The 21023-nt window shown below is 71.0% G+C and carries 19 protein-coding genes and 1 pseudogene; 11 read left to right on the top strand and 9 right to left on the bottom strand.

The window, feature by feature from the left end; genetic code table 11:
• Positions 1-1152 carry a serine hydrolase domain-containing protein gene (locus tag VFA06_RS01785; protein WP_349260011.1) on the top strand — a complete coding sequence of 384 codons (1152 nt, stop codon included), beginning with the start codon at positions 1-3 and terminating at the stop codon, positions 1150-1152.
• Between the two features lie 18 nt (positions 1153-1170).
• Here the strand turns inward: VFA06_RS01785 and VFA06_RS01780 are convergent, their stop codons facing one another.
• From VFA06_RS01780 to ftrA, 4 genes are all read right to left on the bottom strand, one after another.
• Positions 1171-2142 carry a S1C family serine protease gene (locus VFA06_RS01780; RefSeq protein ID WP_324838565.1) on the bottom strand — a complete coding sequence of 324 codons (972 nt, stop codon included), beginning with the start codon at positions 2140-2142 and terminating at the stop codon, positions 1171-1173.
• 91 nt (positions 2143-2233) lie between these two features.
• On the bottom strand, positions 2234-2995 hold the full coding sequence (locus VFA06_RS01775) for an MOSC domain-containing protein (RefSeq protein ID WP_324838564.1): 762 nt from the start codon (positions 2993-2995) through the stop codon (positions 2234-2236).
• 9 nt (positions 2996-3004) lie between these two features.
• Complete coding sequence (locus VFA06_RS01770) at positions 3005-3853, bottom strand: MBL fold metallo-hydrolase (protein WP_324838563.1); 849 nt, start codon at positions 3851-3853, stop codon at positions 3005-3007.
• Positions 3846-4928, bottom strand: coding sequence for a transcriptional regulator FtrA (ftrA, locus tag VFA06_RS01765; RefSeq protein ID WP_324838562.1), 1083 nt, complete (start codon positions 4926-4928; stop codon positions 3846-3848). The genes VFA06_RS01770 and ftrA overlap by 8 nt, the downstream gene beginning before the upstream one ends.
• A 102-nt stretch (positions 4929-5030) precedes the next feature.
• On the opposite strand from ftrA, the gene VFA06_RS01760 reads away from it, so the two are divergent.
• Positions 5031-5543 (top strand): rhodanese-like domain-containing protein, encoded by a 513-nt coding sequence (locus VFA06_RS01760; protein ID WP_324838561.1) that lies wholly within the window; start codon positions 5031-5033, stop codon positions 5541-5543.
• Between the two features lie 21 nt (positions 5544-5564).
• Here the strand turns inward: VFA06_RS01760 and VFA06_RS01755 are convergent, their stop codons facing one another.
• Positions 5565-7352, bottom strand: coding sequence for a SpoIIE family protein phosphatase (locus VFA06_RS01755; protein WP_324838560.1), 1788 nt, complete (start codon positions 7350-7352; stop codon positions 5565-5567).
• A 307-nt stretch (positions 7353-7659) separates the two neighbouring features.
• Between VFA06_RS01755 and VFA06_RS01750 the strand changes: the two genes are divergently transcribed.
• Positions 7660-9006 carry a cytochrome P450 gene (locus VFA06_RS01750; protein ID WP_324838559.1) on the top strand — a complete coding sequence of 449 codons (1347 nt, stop codon included), beginning with the start codon at positions 7660-7662 and terminating at the stop codon, positions 9004-9006.
• On the opposite strand, the gene VFA06_RS01745 is transcribed toward VFA06_RS01750, so the two are convergent.
• Positions 9003-9968, bottom strand: coding sequence for a terpene synthase family protein (locus tag VFA06_RS01745; protein WP_324838558.1), 966 nt, complete (start codon positions 9966-9968; stop codon positions 9003-9005). The genes VFA06_RS01750 and VFA06_RS01745 overlap by 4 nt on opposite strands.
• Before the next feature lie 148 nt (positions 9969-10116).
• Between VFA06_RS01745 and VFA06_RS01740 the strand changes: the two genes are divergently transcribed.
• From VFA06_RS01740 to VFA06_RS01720, 5 genes are all read left to right on the top strand, one after another.
• The gene (locus VFA06_RS01740) at positions 10117-11715 is read left to right on the top strand and encodes an ABC-F family ATP-binding cassette domain-containing protein (protein ID WP_324838557.1); all 1599 of its coding nucleotides are present in this window, start codon (positions 10117-10119) and stop codon (positions 11713-11715) included.
• A gap of 309 nt (positions 11716-12024) precedes the next feature.
• Complete coding sequence (locus VFA06_RS01735) at positions 12025-12243, top strand: helix-turn-helix domain-containing protein (protein WP_211463416.1); 219 nt, start codon at positions 12025-12027, stop codon at positions 12241-12243.
• A gap of 242 nt (positions 12244-12485) precedes the next feature.
• Positions 12486-13307, top strand: coding sequence for an enoyl-CoA hydratase/isomerase family protein (locus VFA06_RS01730; RefSeq protein WP_349260010.1), 822 nt, complete (start codon positions 12486-12488; stop codon positions 13305-13307).
• Positions 13308-13366: 59 nt separating this feature from the next.
• Positions 13367-14593, top strand: coding sequence for an ROK family transcriptional regulator (locus tag VFA06_RS01725; RefSeq protein ID WP_324838555.1), 1227 nt, complete (start codon positions 13367-13369; stop codon positions 14591-14593).
• Between the two features lie 142 nt (positions 14594-14735).
• Positions 14736-16628, top strand: a complete 1893-nt coding sequence (locus VFA06_RS01720) for an ABC transporter ATP-binding protein (RefSeq protein ID WP_324838554.1) — start codon at positions 14736-14738, stop codon at positions 16626-16628.
• Between the two features lie 201 nt (positions 16629-16829).
• Here the strand turns inward: VFA06_RS01720 and VFA06_RS25790 are convergent.
• Positions 16830-17037 (bottom strand): annotated as a pseudogene (locus VFA06_RS25790) (transposase); the annotation flags it as partial.
• A gap of 343 nt (positions 17038-17380) precedes the next feature.
• On the opposite strand from VFA06_RS25790, the gene VFA06_RS01710 reads away from it, so the two are divergent.
• On the top strand, positions 17381-18409 hold the full coding sequence (locus VFA06_RS01710; protein WP_324838552.1) for a hypothetical protein: 1029 nt from the start codon (positions 17381-17383) through the stop codon (positions 18407-18409).
• On the opposite strand, the gene VFA06_RS01705 is transcribed toward VFA06_RS01710, so the two are convergent.
• Positions 18302-19231, bottom strand: coding sequence for an SURF1 family protein (locus VFA06_RS01705; RefSeq protein WP_324838551.1), 930 nt, complete (start codon positions 19229-19231; stop codon positions 18302-18304). The two genes, VFA06_RS01710 and VFA06_RS01705, sit on opposite strands and share 108 nt — an antisense overlap.
• A gap of 131 nt (positions 19232-19362) precedes the next feature.
• Between VFA06_RS01705 and mscL the strand changes: the two genes are divergently transcribed.
• On the top strand, positions 19363-19791 hold the full coding sequence (gene mscL, locus VFA06_RS01700) for a large conductance mechanosensitive channel protein MscL (RefSeq protein WP_324838550.1): 429 nt from the start codon (positions 19363-19365) through the stop codon (positions 19789-19791).
• A gap of 80 nt (positions 19792-19871) precedes the next feature.
• Positions 19872-20411, top strand: coding sequence for a DUF1003 domain-containing protein (locus tag VFA06_RS01695; RefSeq protein ID WP_324838549.1), 540 nt, complete (start codon positions 19872-19874; stop codon positions 20409-20411).
• 16 nt (positions 20412-20427) lie between these two features.
• On the opposite strand, the gene VFA06_RS01690 is transcribed toward VFA06_RS01695, so the two are convergent.
• A partial coding sequence (locus VFA06_RS01690; RefSeq protein ID WP_324838548.1) for an aldo/keto reductase occupies positions 20428-21023 on the bottom strand: 596 nt, incomplete at its 5' end.

The following is a 21023-nucleotide window of genomic DNA, read 5'->3' as shown; positions in this document are numbered from 1 at the left end:
ATGACGAAACTGCGGGAACTGCTCGAGACGAAGGTCGAGCGCGGAACGCTGCCGGGCGCCGTCGCGCTGGTGGCCCGGGGCGGCACGGTCGAGGTGGAGGCCGCCGGGTTCGTCGACCTCGAGCGCAGCGCCCCGATGACGCGGGAGACGATCTTCCGGCTCGCCTCGGTCTCCAAGCCGATCACCGCGGCCGGCGTCATGCTGCTGGTCGACGACGGCCTGATCGCGCTCGACGACCCCATCGACCGCTGGCTGCCTGAACTCGCCGAGCCCAGGGTCGCGCGCACCCCGGACGGCCCGCTGGACGACACGGTCCCGGCGGACCGCCCGATCACCGTCTTCGACCTGCTCACCTTCCGCTCCGGCTGGGGCTTCACCGCGGACTGGCAGTCCCCGGTGAACCAGGCGAACTTTGCGATGGTGCGCGACGGCATGATCCCGCAGGACTACCCCCCGCCGGAGCAGTACCTCGCCCAGCTGGCCCGCATCCCGCTGCTGAGCCAGCCCGGCGAGGGCTGGCAGTACAACCTCGGCTCGGAGCTGCAATCCGTGCTGATCGCCCGGGTGTCCGGCACGCCGCTGCCCGAGTTCCTGACCGAGCGGCTGTTCGAGCCGCTCGGCATGGCGGACACCGGTTTCGCCGTCCCGGCCGCCAAGCGCGACCGTTTCACTTCGCTCTACCGCACGGACCCCGCGACCGGCGAGCTGTCCCTCGCCGACCGGCCTGACGGGAAGTGGAACACGGTCCCGGTGTTTCCATCCGGCGCGGGCGGCATGGTCTCGACCGTGGACGACTGGTACGCCTTCGGACGCATGTTGCTCAACGGGGGCGCCGCGAACGGCCGGCAGCTGTTGTCGGCCGAGTCCATTCGGCTGATGACCACGGACCACCTCACGGCGCAGCAGCGCGCAGCGAGCGAGCTGTTCCTGGAGGGTCAGGGCTGGGGCTTCGGCGGCTCGGTGGACGTGGCGGACCGGGACCCGTGGAACGTGCCCGGCCGCTACGGCTGGGTCGGCGGATCCGGCACGGCCGCGCACATCATCCCCGCCACCGGCGCCGTCACCATCCTGCTGACTCAGGCTTCGATGACGGGGCCGACCCCGCCCGCGGTCATGCGCGAGTTCTGGCGGTACGCGGCGGAAGGCGAATGAGCGCGCGGCCCGGGTGGCTCAGACCCCGGTCAGCTCGCTGAGCGAAGCCACCACGTCGACCAGCGCGCCGTTGCGGATCAGGGTCACGCCGAGCCGGCTGCCCGCGCGCAGGCTGAGCATGAGCTTCTGCAGATCCTGCGCCGTATGCACCTTCGCGCCGTTTGCCGAGATGACCACGTCACCGATGCGGATCCCGGCCCGGGCGGCAGGCGAACCGGGCACCACCTCGACTACGCGCAGCCCGGTCTCCTGGCCGAGCCGCTCGGCCAGCACCGGCGGCAGCGAGATCGTCGCGCTGCCCAGGCCCAGCCAGGCGCGGCGCACCCGGCCGTTCGTCATCAGCTCGCTGAGTATGTGCTGCGTCGTGGCGTTCATCGGCACCGCCAGCCCGAGCCCGATGCCGGCCACGGCCGTGTTGATCCCGACCACCCGCGCGGACGCGTCGGCGAGCGCGCCGCCGGAGTTGCCGGGGTTCAGCGCCGCGTCCGTCTGAATCACATCGTCGATCACGCGCATGCCGACCGGCGTCGTCGCGGGAATCGAGCGGCCCAGCGCGCTGACGATCCCGGCGGTCACCGAACCGGCCAGCCCGAGCGGATTGCCGACCGCGACCACCAGCTGCCCGACCCGCAGCCGGTCCGCGTCCCCGAGTTCGGCTGCCGCGGCGGGACGCAGCCCGGTGCTGAGCACTGCCAGATCGGAGAGCCGGTCCCGGCCGACCACCTCGAAGACCTGCTCCTGCCCGTCGAAGGTGAATACCGCGCCGCCGTTGACGCCCTCGACCACATGCGCGCTGGTCACCAGGAAACCGTCCCGCGTGAACGCCACCGCCGAGCCCGAGCCCTCGCCGCGTCCCGATCTCACGACGACGCTGAGCACCGAGGGGCGCAGCGTGTCGGCGACGGTCACCACCGTCCTCGAATAGGCGTCGAGCGCTTCGGCGCCGCCGTCTTGGTCGCTGCCCTCGCGGGCAAAGGGATTGCGGGCCATCTGTGGACCTCCGGGCGAAACAGTCAGCTGTGACGGCTAACGCCCGAACCGCCGCGCTTTGCTCCCGATCGCGTCCGCAATGCGTTCGCTGTCAGCAGACGACGACCGGGTCGCCCGCGCGCACCGTGCCTGTCCGGGTCGCCGCCCCGGCCACAGCGAGCCGCAGCGGCTGGTCCTCGCGCTGCCCGAGCATCTTGAGCATGCCGAGCGCGGGCGGCAGATCGGCCTGCTCCATGGTCGTCATCACACACCGCTCGAGTACGTGTGTGAACGCGAGCTCGACCGCGTCGTCACCGGAGCCGATGTGCACCGTGCGCCCGACCCAGCCCTCCTCCTCGAACGGCTCGCGCGTGCGCACCACCAGGTTAGGCCGGAACCGCCGCGCGTCCGTCGCGATGCCCGGCATCTGCTCCTCGACCCAGCGCAGCGTCGCGGTGCCGATGAGACTGACCGGGGTCTCGTCGAAGTGGTAGACCTCGGCCTCCCGCGCCACCGACAAGGTCGCGATCCCGGTCTGCTGCTGGAAGAACCGGTCCGCCGAGCCGTCGGAGACCGGGTACTCGCAGCCGTCGGCGTCCACGACCAGCGGCGCCTCGACGTCCTCGGGCGAGGCCGCGGGTTCGACCGGGTACCGCGAGGAGAGGCTGAGCAGGGTCGGGCCCGGGAAGCGCCGGAACCGGGTGGAGTTCTTGCCGGAGCCCAGCTTTCCGGTAGCCGAGTCGCGCACCGCCCACAGCCGGTCCCCGCGCAGGCCTCGCGTGTCCACCGCGGCCGCCGCAATCAGCTCGCCACGCAGCGACTTGACCGGATAGCGCCAGATCTGCGCTATGACGTTCTCACTGGAGGTCTCCACGCGGGCAGCCTATGCCAGCGCGAAGTATCCACGCTCGATAGCGGATCCGAGCGCTTTCGCCTCGATCGCCCACGCGCCCTCCTGCGCGGCCGACTCCACCGGAACCCCGGCCGCGTGCAACCGCCGGATCTCTTGCGCCACCGAGGCGATTGCGTCGCGCTGCTCCCGCACGAAAGCCGCGTCCACGACGGCGCCATGCCCCGGAACCACGAGCGTGCCCAGGCCGATCAAGGCCATCGCCCGATCGAGGGTGTCCGCCCACTCCAGCGGGAAACTGTCCGGCCCGAAGGCAGGCGGACCGGACTGCTCCACCAGGTCCCCGGCGAGCACGACCCGCGTCGAACCGGCGTCGACCAGGATCCACAAGTCGCCGTCGGTGTGCCCTCTCCCCAAAAACCGCAGCTCCAGTGACCGGTCGCCGAGATCGATCGAGGCCTGGTCGTGCACCAGCTCGGCAGGCGCGCGAAGTTCCAGCTCCGCCATCCGTTCCGCCCACTGCGGCCCCTCCGCCGCGAGCCTCGCGACCCATTCCCGGACCTCGGGGTCCTGCGGGTCGAGCCGCGCCGGAACCGAGGCGTGGCCCCAGATCCGCGCCGAGGGCGTCAACCGGGGCGCGACGAACTCGGCGTTGCCCCAGCAGTGGTCGAAGTGCGCGTGCGTGTTGACCACCCATCGCACCGGCGCGCTGGTCAGCCGCCCCAGCTGCGCCTTGATCTCACGCGCCTCCGCCAGCGAGCACCGGGTGTCGACGACCGCGACGCCGTCGGAGCCGAGCACCGCGGTCACCGTCACATCGCAGGGCTCGAACCGCTTGCGGAACACTCCTTCGGCGATCTCGTCCCAGTCGCGCTCAGCCATGGGTCCGATCTTCGCACGCCGGGGCGTGCCGCGAACTAGCCGCCGGTGGGGCCGTAACGCGCGACTCGGCCACCTGTCGGAACGTGCGGCGGTACGCCGAGGGTGAGGTGCCGACGCTGCGCGTGAAGTGGTGCCGGAACGTCGCGGCATCGGCGAAACCCACGGCCGCACCGACCTGCTCGACCGGGGCGTCAGTGCCCTCCAGCAGCGGGCGCGCGGCGGCGATGCGCTGAGAGACGAGCCAGCGCAGGGGAGTGGTGCCGGTCGCGCGGGCGAAGTGCCTGAGATAGCTGCGCGTCGACATGCGCGCGACGCCTGCCAGGTCCGCGATCGCGATCGGCTCGGCGAGATGCGCGAGCGCCCATTCAAGGGATCGGGCCACTGCGTCGTCCTCGCCGACCGGCCGGACCGCGGCCTCGATGAACTGCGCCTGACCGCCCTCGCGGTGCGGCGGGAGCACGAGCCGGCGCGCGACCGAGTTCGCGATCGTCGAACCGTGGTCCAGGCGCACCAGGTGCAGGCAGAGATCGAGGCCGGCCGCGCTGCCCGCGCTCGTCAGGACTCTGCCGTTGTCCACGTACAGCACGTCGGGGTTGACCCGCACCTGCGGGAAGCGCTCGGCGAGCAGGCTCGCATATTGCCAGTGCGTGGTCGCCTCGCGCCCGTCGAGCAGCCCCGCCGCTGCCAGGGCGAACACGCCGGAGCAGATCGAAACGACGCGTGCGCCGCGCTCATGCGCCGAACGCAGAGCTCTGACGAGCCCGGCGGAGACCTCGCCGCGCACATCCGCGACGGCCGGGACGATGACCGTGTCGGCGGCGACGAACTCGTCCATGCCGCACTCGGTCGCGAGCGTGAACCCGCCGACCGCGCGCAGCGGCGCCGCCGATTCGGCGCACACCTTCAGCTCGTACCACGGTACGTCCAACTCGGGCCGGGGCAGGCCGAAGACCTCCACCACGCAGCCGAGTTCGAACGGCGACATGCCGTCGAACGCGTAAACGGCCACCGTGTGGCGGTCGGCCCGCGCTTTTTGCCTCAGTCGCGGCGCTTCGAGCTCGGTCGGCAACGGCATGGCGCGATCTTAGCGGTAGTTGGCGATCGCGCCACTGGGCTGAAGCCGCGGCGGCCGGAAGGATGGAGACGACAACGAGTTGAGGGATGGGTGGGTGTGACGATGACCAGCACCGAAATCGCGAGCACCGAGCTTACGAGCGCCGTGCTTTCCGTTCCGGCAGCGGTGAACGACGCGGCGATCGCGCACTTCGCGGCGCGGCTCGCGTTCGAGACTGACGTCTCGGATGTGCACGCCGATCTTGCGAGCGGACTGCTCGGCCGGGCGTTCGTGCTCGTCGACTCGCGCTCCCGCGAGGCCTGGGACCAGGGCCACATCCCGGGCGCGGTCCATCTGCCGACGCGGGAGATCGCGCCGCGCGCCGCCGACGGGTCGATCAGCGAGCTGATTCCGGCTGGCGCCCAGTGCGTGACGTACTGCTGGGGACCCGGCTGCAACGGCGCGACGCGGGCGGCCCTGGAACTGGCCCGGCTCGGCATCCCGGTGAAGGAAATGATCGGCGGGTTCGAATACTGGGTCCGTGAGGGCTTCGGGTACGAGACGCGCTGGGGCCTTCGTGAACCCGCGACCGATCCGCTCACGGCGCCGGCCGACCGCGCGGCGTGCGGGTGCTGAGCGGGGCGGTCGGCCGATCGTTCAGTACAGCTCAGCGAGCAGGACGGCCACGTCGTCCTTCCAGAGGCCGCGGGGGCGGTTCGCGCCCAGCAGCAGATCGACGAGGATTTCGAGCTCTACATCACCGGTGTCCTTCAGGCACGCGATCGTGCGCTTAAGTCCCTCGTCGAGGTCGTTGTCTATGCTCTCCAGCAATCCGTCGGTGCACAGCACCAGCCTGGTGCCCGGCTTGTACGGCATCTGCCACACCGGGTAGGGCCCGACCGCGGGGACACCGAGCGGTACGCCCACGTCGGTGTTCGGGACGTACGCGGCGAGCCCCGGCGGGACCACGATCGGCGGTATGTGGCCGGCCCGGCTCGCGGTGATCGTGCGCGTCTCCGGATCCACCCGGGCCACCAGGCAGGTCGCGAAGATCGGGTATTCGACCTCTTCGTTGATCTCGACCACGAAGTCGTGCGCGCGCCGCAGGATCTCGTCGACCGGGTGCTTTTCCGCGGCGTACGTGCGCACGGTCGTGCGCAGCCGGTACATCATGCCGGCGGCGTGCACGTTGTGGCCTTCGACGTCCCCGATGATCAGCACGGTCGAGCCGTCGTCCAGTGGCACGGAGTCGTACCAGTCGCCGCCGACCTGGATGCCTGTCGTCGCGGCTTCGTAGCGCCACGCGCCGCGCACGCCCGGGCCGAACTTCAGCGTGTGCGGAAGCATGCCCTCCTGCAACGCGAGGGCGAAGGAGTGCTCCGTGTCGTGCAGAATCGCCCGGTAGACGGCCTGGCCGATGGCGCTGGCCGCCAATACCAGCACGCTGCGTTCCGCGTCGTCGAACACTGCCTCGCTCGCATAGCCGAGCAGGCATACGCCGCGCATCCGCGGAATGCCCGACAGCGGCAGGAACGCCCACGCCTCGTGGCCGCAGTCCTTGATCGCCGATTCGACCTGGGGGAACCGCTCGCACAGCTCTGCCGAGCTGCCGAAGAAGAGGGCTGATTCGTAGGTCACCGAGGTGCGCAGCGGACCGTTGTCGGACACCCGCAGCGTCTCGTGCCGCCCGGCGCCGGCGCCGCAGGAGAGCAGCACCTCGACCCTGGTTCCCACGTCCGCGATGATCAGCGAGTCGGCTCCGAGCGCGGGCAGCGCACCCTCCACCGCCGCGCGCACCTCGTCCAGGGTGGAGGCGGCGGCCAGCCCCGCGGTGACCGTCTGGATCCGCGTGGCGGCCCGGGCCTCGGAACGCGCCGCCTCCTCGGCGGCGCGGCGCTCGGTGATGTCCGCGATCACGCCCATCAGCCGCAGCGGGCCGCCGTCCGGACCCGGCACCACGCGCCCGCGGGTCTCCAGTGTGTGGATGACGCCGTCCGGCCAGCGCACCCGGTATTCGAAGATGTAGTCGCCGACCGAGGAAAGCAGCGGATTGAGCGTGCGCAGCAGCTCCTCGACGTCCTCCGGCGGAACCTGCGCGAGGAAGCTCTCGAACTGCGGCTCGGCATCGGGGGACAGGCCGTGCAGGCGGAAGGTCTGCTCGTCGCAGATCACCTCGCCGGTGGACAGATGCCAGTTGAAGAAGCCGGCGGAGGCGCTGAACCCGCTGGACGCGGAACCCGGGTCCTCCCAGGGCGCCAGCGCCCGGTTCGCCCCCTGATAGTCGGCGGCGGCGCGCGGCGTCGGCTCGGCGGCGGAGGGCGCTTCAGGGCGTTGCGAAGCGGCGCCGGCGGCGTCGTGCGCGGCCGCCGATTCCCGCTGCGGCTGGTTCGTCTCGTCGAAGCCGCCCGCGTCCGACGTGGCGCTCTGGTGCTGAGGCGGCGTCATCGGTTCCTCCCGCCGATCGTGCTCGCGCCCGCTCCCGGGTGATTTCGTAGCCTGACTTCTCACTTCAGGCACACGCGTACCGCTCACCATCATGCATACGGTAGTCGCGTGGTAGCAGTACGGGGTGGTGTTTCTTAAGAATCGCACAGGATGGCCGGTTTGTATCGCCTGTATGCGCCCTTACTGCGCCCTCGCGCCCTCGCTAATGTGACCGAGTGTCAGGATAACGCGACTGGGGGTAATCTTGTCGAGATCGACCGACCCTCTTCTGCGGCCAACTCGCTCAGCAGCGACGATACCCGGAACTTTGCCACTGCTCGGACATGCCGGCGCGCTTCTGCGCGATCCGCTCGGATTTCTCGAAAGGGTGTATCCGCTCGGGGACGTCGTCGCGCTACGCCTCGGTCCGAAACCCGCCTGCCTGGTCAACGGCCCGGAGCCGCTGCGGCAGGTCCTCATCTCCGACGCCGCCCGCTACGACAAGGGCTTCCAGTTCGATCAGCTCAGGGGGCTGATCGGGGACGGCGTCGGCACCTCGGGCGGCGCGAAGCACCGCCGGCAGCGACGCCTGATGCGCCCCGCGTTCGACCACGAACACGTCGAAGGGTACGTCGCCGTGATGGCGCGCTGCGCGGCGCAGATCGTGGCGGACTGGCGCCAGGCGCCGCGCATCGACGCGGGCCGGGAAATGCGTCGGCTCGCGATGACCGCGATCACGCGCGCCATGTTCGAGGCCGCAGACGACGAGCCGGGCGGGGACGGCTCCGGGTCGGCAGCGGTAGATGAGGTGCTCGCCTCGCTGCCGATCCTGCTCGGCGGGGTCGGTCGCCGCGCGCTGCTTCCGCTGGCCGTGCTGAACAAGGCGCCGACTCCCGGCAACCTGCGCTTCGACCGGGCCTGCGCCGGACTGCACGCGATGGCGGACCGCATGATCGCCGATCACCGCTCCCGGCAGGTGAGCGCGGCACACCGGACCGCCTCCGACGGGCCGAGCCTTCTCAGCACCCTGCTCGCCGCCGTCGACGACGAGGAGGGAGGCGGCATGACCGACGCGCAGGCCCACGACGAGATCATGACCGTGCTGCTGGCCGGAACCGAGACGTCGGCCGGCACCCTCGCCTGGACGCTGCACGTCCTTTCCCGCGACCTCGATCTGCAACGCGCCGTCCAGCGGGAGACCGCCGCGGTGCTCGCCGGCCGAACCCCCACGGCCGCGGATCTCAGCACCCTGCCGCTGACCCGCCGCGTCGTGTCGGAGGTCCTGCGCTATTACCCGCCCAGCTGGATCCTCGGCCGCCGCCCCATCCAGGACGTGCAGATCGCCGGCGTCCCGGTGCCCGCGGGAACACAGGTGCTGCTCAACTTCTACGGCCTGCACCACGACCCGGCCGCGTACCCGGAGCCGGACCGCTTCGACCCCGACCGCTGGCTCGATCCCGACCCGGAAGCGATACGCGGCCATTACCTCCCCTTCGGCCTCGGGCCGCACGCCTGCGTGGGAGAGGGCTTCGCCTGGAGCCTGATCCTGACCACCGTCTCGACCATCGCCTCGCACTACACGGTCAAGCCGGCGCCGGGGTCCGTGGTCAAGCCGGTAGCCCGCACGACGCTGCACCCCGGCGTCGTCCCGCTCGTGCTCGAACCGCTGACTTAAGCCGCGATGCCGAACTCGTACCGCCGGGTCTCGGCTGACCAGGCAAGATGCCCCGAGATCCAAGCCCTGATATCGCCGAGATAGCGCGCGATCCGCGGGTCCCCGTCATCCAGCAGCGGCGCCTCGAGCCGCTGGTAGTCGCGGATCCGGCGGTCGTGCAGCGCCGCGGCCTCGTGCAACGCCGCCTCGATCGGCAGCTGCCGGGTCCGGCTGAGCACCGCGGGCAGGCTGAGCACCTGCGTCGAGCGGCGCACCTCGCGCGGGTAGGAAAGGATGTCGTTGCCCCAGCAGATGATGTCCGCCGCCGCGTCGTTGACCGCGCGCAACTCGGGCGAGCTCCATATCTCGCCGGGCAGTTCGAAGCCGTTGATGACGTCGATCAGCGCCAGGCAGGGGAACACCGCGCCGCTGTGCCGCCGCATCACCGCGTATTCCGGCAGGTCAGCCAGCGTGCGCCGCTCCCGGTGCGCCGCCTCCCAGGTCAGCGCGAGCAGATAGCCGACCGTCTGCGCCGTGAACCGGTCGAACTGCTCCGGGGTCGCCATCCGCAGCAGCCGGGCGCGCAGGTCCGCCAGAGCGGCCAGGAACGGATTCGGGCTGCGCTCGGGCACCTCCCCGCGCTCGATCACCCGCAGCACCTGAGCCGCGGTCTCGATCGTGTCCGCGGGCCGCCGGCCGACATCGCACTCGTCGCAGTACGCGTCGTCGAACAGGAACAGCCAGGTCTGCCAGTCGGTGTTCAGCAGCAGGCCGGGCAGCGTCGCGTGCGGCCCCACCCGTCCGGCCAAGCGCGCGCTGCGGGTGGCCGCCAGCCTTCGGCGCACCGCCGGATCCCTGGCCAGGCCGAACCGGTCCGCCCACCCCAGCGTCGCCGACTCGGCCACGACCGTCTGCGCGTGCAGGCTCGGGGCGAAGGGGGAGCGCAGCCGTGGCAGCGCCGAAGCGGGGAAAGACGAGGTCACGGCTCGTACCCCCTTGCATTCGGCGCCACACGGCGGGACGAGGTTTCCGCCGCGCGACCGGCGCGCAATTGCAGCGTTAAGTAAGGATGCTACATCAACGTCGACGGCTCGTCAGGGGCGCTCGGCGCGCCTCGCGTAATATGGCCCGGTGATCTCCGCTTCCCAGGTCGAACTGCGCGCGGGCTCGCGCGTCCTGCTCGAGCCGGTGTCCTTCCGCGTCGGCCCCGGCGACCGCATCGGCCTGGTCGGGCGCAACGGTGCCGGCAAGACCACGCTGACCAAGACCCTGGCCGGGGAGACGCTGCCCGCCGCCGGGACGATCACCCGCTCGGGCCCGGTCGGCTACCTGCCGCAGGACCCGCGCACCGGGGACCTCGACGTGCTCGCCCGCGACCGGATCCTGTCCGCCCGCGGCCTTGACGAGGCGGTTCGCCGGATGCGCGCCGCCGAGGCGAAGATGGGCTCGGCCGACGCGGAAGAGCACGAGCGGGCCATGCGCCGCTACGCCAACGCTGAAGCGCAGTTCCTCGCCAACGGCGGATACGCCGCCGAATCCGAGGCCGCCACCATCTCCGCCAGCCTCGGGCTGCCCGACCGCGTGCTCAGCCAGCCGCTGGGCACCCTCTCCGGCGGGCAGCGGCGCCGGGTGGAACTGGCCCGGATCCTGTTCGGCGACAACGAGGTGCTGCTGCTCGACGAGCCGACCAACCACCTCGACGCGGACTCGATCGTGTGGCTGCGCGAGTACCTCAAGAGCTACAAGGGCGGCTTCATCGTCATCTCGCACGACGTCAAACTCGTCGAGTACTGCGTCAACAAGGTCTTCCACCTGGACGCCAACCGCACCACCATCGACGTCTACAACATGGACTGGAAGAACTACCTGGCGCAGCGCGAGGCCGACGAGCGGCGGCGCAAGCGCGAGCGGGCCAACGCGGAGAAGAAGGCCGGGGCGCTGCTCTCCCAGGCCGACAAGATGCGCGCCAAGGCCACCAAGACGGTGGCCGCGCAGAACATGGCCCGCCGCGCGGAGCGGATGCTCGCCGGGCTCGAGGCGGTGCGCCAGTCGGACAAGGTCGCCAAGCTGCGCTTCCCGCAGCCGGCCGCCTGCGGCAAGACCCCGCTGATGGCCTCGGGCCTGTCCAAGTCCTACGGCTCGCTGGAGATCTTCACCGACGTGGACCTGGCCGTGGACCGCGGCGCAAAGGTGGTCGTGCTCGGGCTCAACGGCGCGGGCAAGACCACGCTGCTGCGGCTGCTGGCCGGGGTCGAGGAGCCGGACACCGGCAAGATCGAGCCCGGCCACGGCCTCAAGCTCGGCTACTACGCCCAGGAGCACGAGACCCTCGACCCGGAGCGCACGGTCCTGGAGAACATGCGCTCGGCCGCCCCGGACCTCGACCTGGTCGAGGTGCGCAAGGTGCTCGGCTCCTTCCTGTTCTCCGGCGACGACGTGGACAAGCCGGTCGGCGTGCTCTCCGGCGGCGAGAAAACCCGGCTCGCGCTGGCCACGCTGGTGGTCTCCAGCGCCAACGTGCTGCTGCTGGACGAGCCGACCAACAACCTCGACCCGGCCAGCCGCGCGGAGATCCTGAACGCGCTGAACTCCTACGAGGGCGCCGTCGTGCTCGTCACCCACGACGAGGGCGCCGTCGACGCGCTGGCCCCTGAACGGCTCATCCTGCTGCCCGACGGGGTGGAGGACCTGTGGAACGAGAGCTACCGGGATCTGGTCGCGCTCGCGTGAACTGATCCGACAGGGCGTCGGAAGCGGACCGTAACAGTCCGATAACGGGAGCAGGGGCGAATGCGCATAAATCCCCTGAATAGCGGGCGAATCCTGCACCGGGGCCGGGAATAACCGGCGACTTTGTTCACCGAATCGGTGGTCAACTCGGGCGCGAGGGGTGATCATGGGTCATCAGAGCGCACTACCGCAGCACACGGTGGGCCTGCCCACCTGCGGTTCCCGGCGGAAGCGCGACGCTCCGCCGACCTAACCCATCGCAGTGAATATTGCGGGGCACGGCCCCCGCACCCCTCATAGGAGGCACGTGTGGCCGAGACTCTCAAGAAGGGCAGCCGAGTTACCGGCGCCGCGCGAGAGCAGCTCGCGACCGATCTGAAGAGCAAGTACGAGTCGGGCGAATCGATCCGCGCCCTGGCTCAGGAGACGGGCCGTTCGTACGGATTCGTGCACCGGATGCTCAGCGAGTCCGGGGTGACCCTGCGCGGGCGCGGCGGCGCGACCCGCGGCAAGGCGAAGACCGCTTAGCGGCGCCGAGCCGACTCGGCGATGCAGCCCCGGCCGCCGATGCCGCACCGGCATCGGCGGCCGGGGCTTGTTGCCGTCTCGGGACTGGGCGCGTGGTGCGGGCCGGGCGCACTCCGATAGGGTCCGTCGTATCTTCACACCTTCACCACCGGAGGGGCGGCAGGACGATGGAACCCGGGATCGACGACCTTCGCGCCGGCGCCTCTTCGCCCGCGGCACCGGCCACCGAGTCCGCGCCGCCGATGCCCGAATACGACTTCTGGCCCGCCGAACGCCAGGCCGCCGCGGCCAAGGCCGGAGTGAGCCTGACGGTCGAGGGCGAGGTGGCCACGATCGTGCTCAACCGCCCGGCCAAGCGCAACGCCATGACGCCGACGATGTGGTGGCAGCTGGCCGAGATGGGCCGCGCGCTGCCCGGTTCGGTGCGCGCCGTGCTGCTGCGCGCCGAAGGCCCGTCGTTCAGCGCGGGCCTCGACCGCTCGGTGCTGGTCGGCGAGGAGTCCCCGGACGGCGCCAGGAGCAAGACCAAGACGCTGATAGACCTGGCCGCCAGCGACCCCGCCGACGCGGAGATGACCATTGAGGCGTTTCAGGAGGCGTACACCTGGTGGCGCCGGCCAGACCTGATCAGCGTCGCGGCGGTGCAGGGCCACGCCATCGGGGCCGGCTTCCAGCTCGCCCTCGCCTGCGACCTGCGTGTCGTCGCGGACGACGCGCGCTTCGCGATGCGTGAGATCAGCCTCGGCTTGGTCCCGGACCTCGGCGGCACCAAGCCGCTGACCGAACTGGTGGGCTACGGCCGCGCACTGGAGATCTGCGCAACCGGGCGCTGGATCGACGCGCCGGAGGCCGAGCGCATCGGCCTGGCCAACCGGGTCGTCCCGGCCGCCGATCTGACTATGCAGGCCCAGATCCTGGTGCACGAGCTGCTCGCCGCCGACCGCGACGCGCTGATCGAGACCAAGGCGTTGATTCGCGGTGCGACCGAGCGCGACTATGACGCGCAGCGCGCCGCCGAGCGGGCCGCGCAGGTGCGCCGCATCCGAGCGCTCGCGCGCCGCTGACTGTTCGACCCCCGGAAGATTCGACACACACTCGTCTCAGTCCCGTAATATTCGTCGCCATGACCGGCGAACCGTCCCGCTCCCAAGCAGCGACCGCGCCCATGCTCAAGGCGCTCAACGAGCGGACCGTGTTCGAGACGATCCGCGCGGAGCACCCGATCTCCCGCGCCGAGATCTCCCGGCGGGTCGGCATCTCCAAGCCGACCGTCTCCGCCGCGCTGGCCGCGCTGCTCGACAGCGGCCTGGTGCGCGAGACCGCGCCAGGCGGTGACGGCCCGACCTACGGCGCGCTGTTCTTCGAGCCGGTGCCCGAGGCCGGTTTCGTGGTCGGCCTTGACATCGGCGGCCGCTATCTGCGCGGCGTGGTCGCCGCCCTCGACGGCGAGGAGCGGGCCCGCGAGCAGGTGGACATCGGGTCCGCCGCCGTCACCGAGGTCGTCGCGCAGGCCGCGCAGATGCGCCGCAGGCTGCTGCAGCGCGCCGCCGTGCCCGAGCAGGCCGAGCAGGTCGCGGTGGTCGCCGCGCCCGGCGTGGTGGAGCAGTCCACCGGCCGGGTCTATCAGGGATCGACGATTCCGGGCCTGGACGGCTTCGCGCTCGCCGAGGCGCTGGCCGAGGCCTTCGGGTCCACCGCGCCGGCCGGCCCGGACCGCGGCGTCGAGGTGCTGCTGGAGAACGACATCCACCTGGCCGCGCTGGGGGAGCAGTGGCGCGGCGTAGGGGCAAAGGTCGACGACTTCGCGGTGCTCTCCGTCGGCACCGGCACCGGCGCGGCCCTGGTGCTCGGCGGCCGGCTGCACCGCGGGCGCAACGGCGCGGCCGGCGAGATCGACTTCGCGTTCGAAGGCGGCGTCGACGCCAACCCCTTCGACCCGTGCGGCCCGGCCCTGGTGCGGCTGGCCGCCGACTGGGCCGAGTTCCGCGACGTGCCGACCGCCTTGCGCCCGCCGGTGACTCCGGAACAGATCTTCGAGGCCGCCCGCTCCGGCGACCGGCTGGCCGGGCTGCTGGTGGCCGAGGAGGCCCGGCGCATCGCCGTGTACCTCGCGCCGATCTGCGCGGTCGCCGACGTCGAGCTGGCGGTGCTGGCCGGCGGCATCGGCTTGAACGACGACCTGCTGCTGGAGCCGGTACGCGCCGAGCTGGCCAAGCGCATCCCATACCCTCCGCGCGTCGAGGTAAGCGCTCTCGGCGAGGCCGGCGTGCTGGTCGGCGCGGTAGCCCGCGGCACCGCGGTCGCGTTGGACCGGGTGCTTGCGGCGCGCATCGGCAGCGGCGCCGCGTAGCCGAAAGGCGCCGAGGCACGCGGCTGTCTAGGCGCCGCCTAGCCTCCTACAGCGGAATTCGGCCGATCCGTAATACGTTCAATGGCGCGCGAAGACGAGCCGGAAGCGGTTCGGCGGGAGACGGGCGGCGACTATGCGTGGGATGGGCACGGGCTCAGGGATCGTGGGCTGGCAGACCATGGGCTCGTACATGCGGGACGGGTCGGCGATCCAGAAGCTCAAACCCGGCACGCTGCGCCGCATCGGCGCCCTGGCCAGGCCCTTCGCGCGCGTCATCACCGGCTTCCTGATCCTCACCGTCATCGACGCCGTCCTCGGCGTGCTGCCGCCGCTGCTCTCCCAGCGCATCGTGGACAACGGCATCCTCAAGCACAACGGCGGCCTGGTCACCCTCCTCGCCCTCGTCGTAGCCGGCATCGCACTGCTCGACGCGGCGGTCGGCCTGGTCTCCCGCTACCTGTCCGCGCGCATCGGCGAGGGCCTGATCGCCTTGCTGCGCACCAAGGTCTTCGCGCACGTGCAGCGCATGCCGATCGCCTTCTTCACCCGCACCCAGACCGGCGCGCTGGTCTCGCGGCTCAACAGCGACGTGCTCGGCGCGCAGCGCGCATTCACCTCCACGCTCTCCAGCGTCGTGTCCAACCTGGTCTCGCTGCTGCTGACCGGGATCACGATGTTCGTGCTGTCCTGGCAGATCACCCTGCTCGCGCTGATCCTGCTGCCGATCTTCGTGCTGCCGGCCAAGTGGATGGGCCGCAGGCTCCAGCAGATGACCCGCGAGCAGATGCAGCTGAACGCGGACATGTCGACAATGATGACCGAGCGCTTCAACGTCTCCGGCGCGCTGCTGGCTAAGCTGTTCGGCCGCCCGGAAGAAGACGACGCGCTCTACGCGGCCAAGGTCGACCGGGTGCGCGGCATCGGCGTGCGCGTCGCCGTCTCCAGCAGCGGTTTCATGACCTCGCTGACGCTGGTCGCCGCGCTCGCCACCGCAATGGTGTACCTGATCGGCGGGCGCATGGCCGTGGGCGGGCACCTGTCCCTCGGCACCATGCTCGCGCTCGTCGGGCTGCTCGGCCGCCTCTACGGCCCGCTGACCGCGCTGGCGAACGTGCGCGTGGACGTGATGACCGCGCTGGTCTCCTTTGACCGGGTCTTCGAACTGCTCGACCTGCCGCCGATGGTGACCGAGCGACCCGAGGCCGTGCCGGTCCCGCCGGGAACACCGGTCATCGAGTTCGAACACGTCTCCTTCCGCTACCCGACCGCGGCGGAGGTCTCCCTCGCCTCGCTCGAATCAGTGGCCGTACTCGACCAGGCGCCCTCCGCGCAGGTCCTGCGCGACCTGAGCTTCCGCGCCGAGCCCGGCACGATGACCGCGCTGGTCGGGCCGTCCGGGGCGGGCAAGACGACGATCACCGCGCTCGCCGCGAGGCTCTACGACGTGACCGGCGGCAGCGTGCGCCTCGGCGGGCTCGACGTGCGCGACGTGCAGCTGAGCTCGCTGCGTGAGCGCATCGGCGTGGTGACTCAGGACGCGCACATGTACCACGACACGATCCGCAACAACCTGCTCTACGCCCGGCCGGACGCGACCGAGCCGGATCTGGTGCAGGCGCTCAAGGACGCGCAGATCTGGGATCTGGTCGCCTCGCTGCCCGACGGACTGGACACGGTCGTCGGTGACCGTGGCTACCGGCTCTCTGGCGGCGAGAAGCAGCGCATCGCGATCGCCCGGCTGCTGCTCAAGGCCCCGGATGTGGTGGTGCTCGACGAGGCGACCGCGCACCTGGACTCCGAGTCCGAGGCCGCGGTCCAGCACGCCCTCGGCAGCGCCCTGCGCGGCCGCACCTCCCTCGTCATCGCGCACCGGCTCTCCACCGTCCGCGACGCCGACCAGATCCTCGTGGTCGACGACGGCAGCATCGTCGAGCGCGGCACGCACGCCCAGCTGCTCGCCGCCGACGGCTTGTACGCGGATCTCTACCGCACCCAGTTCGCCCATCAGGAATCCGCGACGCAGCCGATCGCTTGAACCGGCCGCCGGCTCAGCGCAGCAGCGTCATGCCGAACTCGGCGGCGACGGGGGAGGGGTGCTTGGCCTTCGCCGTGACCGGGCGCCGGGTCACCGCAGGCGCGGACTCGGCGTCGGCGCCGCTCGCCGCGACCCGGTCGAAGTCGATCCGGTCGCCTTCCGGCAGCCCGCGCGCCAGCTCCGCGGCGATCGCGTTCCACGCCCCCGCCTGCTGCCAGTCGCGCAGCCGCCGCCAGCAGGTCATCCCGGAACCGAAGCCGAGTTCCTTCGGCAGCCGCTCGAATCCGATGCCGCGCGCCAGCACCACCAGGATCCCGGTCAGCACGGCGCGGTCGTCCAGCGGCTTGCGCCCGGGGTAGCGGCGGCGGCGGGCCCGCTGCGGGATCAGCGGCTCGATCCGCTCCCACACCGCGTCGGTGATGACCGGGTCGGTGCGCGGCAGCCCGGAGCGGCGCGGCCGCGGCACACCCGGCAGGCCGGAGCCCAGCATCGGCGCGCCGATCCCGCTCGGACTCAGCGGCCCCAGGCCCGCCGGGCCGCGCGGAGCCCGTGGGCGCAGCTGCGCCGCGGGTTGGGGCGCGGACGTGCGCACGGACGGGAAGCTGGGAACAGCAGACGACTCTGACACAACCAGTACAACGGGCAATCCGGCCGCGGGTAACGGGTTCCGCGCGCGTGCCGCGTGGCCAACTGTTGCCGTGTGACACGAACCACGGCCGGGAGCGCGCACAGTGACGGTTACACTGCGTCCCGTGCCCGCATCTGACGAAGGCTCAGAGGCCGATCCGGAGTCGCTTCCGGATTCGCTGTGGCCGCTCGGCGACGAGGTGGCCACAGCGCTGCTCGGCCTGCTGGAGGTGGAACTGCGCGGCCGGGGCCTGCGTTGGCGGGTGGTGGCGCGCGACCGGCTCGAGGTCGGCGGGACCGACCGGCCGTGGCCGGGTACCGCGGTCGACCTCGCCCCGCTGCGTGAGCGGATGCGCGAAAGCCCGAAGGCCGACTGGCCCGAGCTGATCGAGCTCTATGTCAGCAACCTGCGAAATGGCGGGTCCGGCGGGCCTGGCGGCGCCGGCCGGCAGGAGGCCGCGGAGGACTCGCTCTGGAGCCGCGTCCGGGAACCGTTGCGGGCCCGGATCCTGCCCGCGGACTCCGCCGACACCGCCCTCTCCGGCGCCCTGCAACGCGTCGTCGCCGACGGCCTGCTGGAAGCGGTGATCACCGAAACGCCACTCAACGGGAACGGAATCGCTCAAAACGGCGATCCGATCGGCGGTGAACTGGTGCCGGTGGGCGAGGCCCTCGGCTGGGGCGTGGCCGAGCACGTCGTGTTCGACGCCGCGCGGGCCAACGTGCGCCGCGACACCAGGATGGAGGCCGAGCGCTTCTCGATCGACGGCACCGAGCTCGTCGCCCTCTTCAGCCCGAGCCACTACACCGCGACGCACGTGCTCTGGCTCGCCGAGCACCTGGCCGGCATGCCCGGCTACATCGAGGCCAACGGCGCGCTGGTCGTTCTGCCGCACCGGCACCTGATCGCCGTGCACCCCATCGAATCGGCGGCCGTGGTCGCCGCCGCCGGAACGCTGCTGCGCTTTGCCGCCAAGCAGTTCGAGACCTGTCCCGGGCCGATCTCCGACCAGCTGTACTGGTGGCAGGGCGGGACGCTGACCCGGCTACCCTCCGACAGTGTGGGGGAGACCCTCCAGCTCTTCCCCAGCGACCGGTTCGCCGCGCTCCTTGACCGGCTGCGCATCGGCGGCGGGCACCCCGGCGTCAACTGACTCCGGTGCTCCCGGCGCTCCCGGCTCGGCCGCGGCGGCCGCGGCCTCCTGTGCCGCGATCAGCCGGTCGCCGGCCTCCCGCCGGATCAACAGGAACCAGGTCACCGGCATCACCACGGCGAAGACCCACCACTGCACCATGTAGGCGATGTACATCGTGTTGTCGTAGGTCGGGTTCGGCACCGGCTGGGCGGCGCCGGCGGCCGTGTTCGCCGGAGTGCTCGACGTCAGCCTGATCGAGCCGTCACGCAGCGGACGCGGCACCCGCGAGGTGAGGTCGCCGCGCGTGATCAGCGCGATCTCGCCCGCCGGAAGCTGCGCCGTGTCGTCCTTGATCCGCGTGTTCGCCGTCGTCTCATCCGGCTGGAGCGAACCGGACACCGTGACCGTCCCGGACGGCACCGGCGGGAACGCGGGCGCCGTCGTCGCCATCCCCGTGTTCGCTTCGGGCACCCAACCCTGGTTGACCAGCACCGCCGTGCCGTCGGCCAGCACCAGCGGGGTCACCACGAACCAGCCAGGCTGCTCGTTCTGCGAACGGTTGCGGACCATGAACTGGTGCGCCGTGTCGTAATGGCCGGTCGCCGAGACCATCTTCCATTGCTGGCCCTGCGTGACCGTGTGCCCGGTCGGGTCGACCGAGTCCAGCGGCACCGGCGCGGCGGCCAGCGCGCCGAGCACCACACCCTGCGAGGCGGCGTGGTCCTTCCACAGGTCACGCTGCCACTGGCCGAGCCCGATGAAGGCCGGGATCAGCACAAACCAGGTCAGCGCGTGGAAAGCCAGCCACTTCGGCGTGAAGACAAAGCGGTACGAGCGCACCGAACGACGGTACAACGCGGGCCGGGCGGGTTCAGCACCGGGCTCGGTGACCCCTTGCGCGACGGCTCGTTTCTCTGGTTGTTGTACAGCTACGAGGGCGCGTCCGCGTCCGTGCCGAAGGGAAACCCACCATGATCAAAGGCTTCAAAGAGTTCATCATGCGCGGAAGCGTCGTCCAGCTGGCGGTCGCGGTGGTCATGGGTGCGGCCTTCGGCGCGGTGATCACCTCGCTGGCCTCGGACGTCATCATGCCGCTGATCACCGCGATCTTCGGCAAGCAGGACTACACCAAGCTGCTGTTCACGGTGAACCACTCGCAGATCTTCTACGGCAAGTTCATCACCGCCGTGATCTCCTTCCTGCTGATCGCCCTCGGCGTCTACTTCCTGATCGTCGCCCCGCTCAACCACTTCGAGAAGATGCGCAAGCGCCGCCAGGGCGTCCCGGACGTGCCCCCGCCCGCCGAGACCGAACTCGAACTGCTCGCCCAGATCCGCGACGCGCTGCGTGACGGCCGCGCCCCGTCCGCCGGCGTCGGCACCGGCTTCGAGCGGGAGTAGCCGTTCAGGCAACGGATCCGCTTACCGGGTCTGCACGTCCGGTGCCCCGACACGGACACCGGACGTGTCAGACTTCGGGCATGAATTCCCAAGGGGGCATGAGCTCCATCGGCGGCCAGGCGCGCGTGCGTATATCCGCCTCGGCTAAGGGCGCGGCCCGCGTCATCAAGCGCGGCTGGAAGTGGAACCCGGATGTACGCACCGGCGACCAGCTCACCCTCGGCGAACGTGCTGCCGACAAGATGCGCAACGGCATGGGCTCGTGGGCCTTCGTGTTCACCGCCTGCGCGTTCCTGGCGCTGTGGATGATCGTCAACGGCCTGATCGCGCACGAGCACCACCACACGTTCGATCCGTACCCCTTCATCCTGCTCAACCTCGTGCTCTCCTGCGTCGCCGCGCTCCAGGGCGCCATCCTACTGATCGCCGCCAAGCGCAGCGACCAGATCTCCAGCGAGCTCGCGCAACACGACTACGAGGCCGACGTCGCGTCGCACGAGCTGCTGCAAACCCTCACCGTCAACTTCGCCGCGCTCGCCGAGCAGCACGACGCGATGAACAAGCAAGTCTGTGCTCTGATGGAGATGGTCCAGCGGCTGGTCGCGCCCGAGGAGGCGTAGGCAGCGCGGCGACCCCTTAGGCCGACGCGGCAGTCAGCGCGGACAGCTCCTCTTCCGACAGCTCCAACTCGGTGAACGGCAGCAGTTCGAGCAGCTGCTGCGGCGTGCGCGCCGACGCGATCGGCGCAGCGACCGTCGGCTGCGCGGCAAGCCACGCCAGCGAAACCGCCGCCACCGTCGTACCGTGCGCCGCCGCTACCTGATCCAGCGCATCCAGCACCCGGTACCCGCGCTCGTTGCGGTACGGCGCGACACCGCCTGCACGGACCGAGTCGACTTCCACGCCGGGCCGGTACTTACCGGCGAGGAAGCCGCGCGCCAGACCGTAGAACGGCACGCCGGGCACGCCTTCCCGCTCCAGCACCGGCACCAGGTCCCGCTCGTACTCGGCGCGCTCCAGCAGGTTGTAATGGTTCTGCAGCGCCGAGTATCGAGCCAGCCCCTCGCGCTCGGAAATCGCAAGCGACTCGGTCAGCCGCGGCGCCGTGAAGTTCGATGCGGCGATGTACCGCACCTTGCCCTCGCGCACGAGCGCGTCGAACGCACCGAGAGTCTCCTCGATCGGTGTGTTCGGGTCGTCTGCGTGTGCGTAGTACAGATCGATGTAGTCCG

The organism is Actinocrinis sp. (genome assembly GCF_035653575.1).
Taxonomy (GTDB): Bacteria; Actinomycetota; Actinomycetes; order Streptomycetales; family Catenulisporaceae; genus Actinocrinis.
The sequence above is the reverse complement of the archived record's forward strand: the minus strand, read 5'-3'. Positions and strand labels throughout refer to the sequence as shown.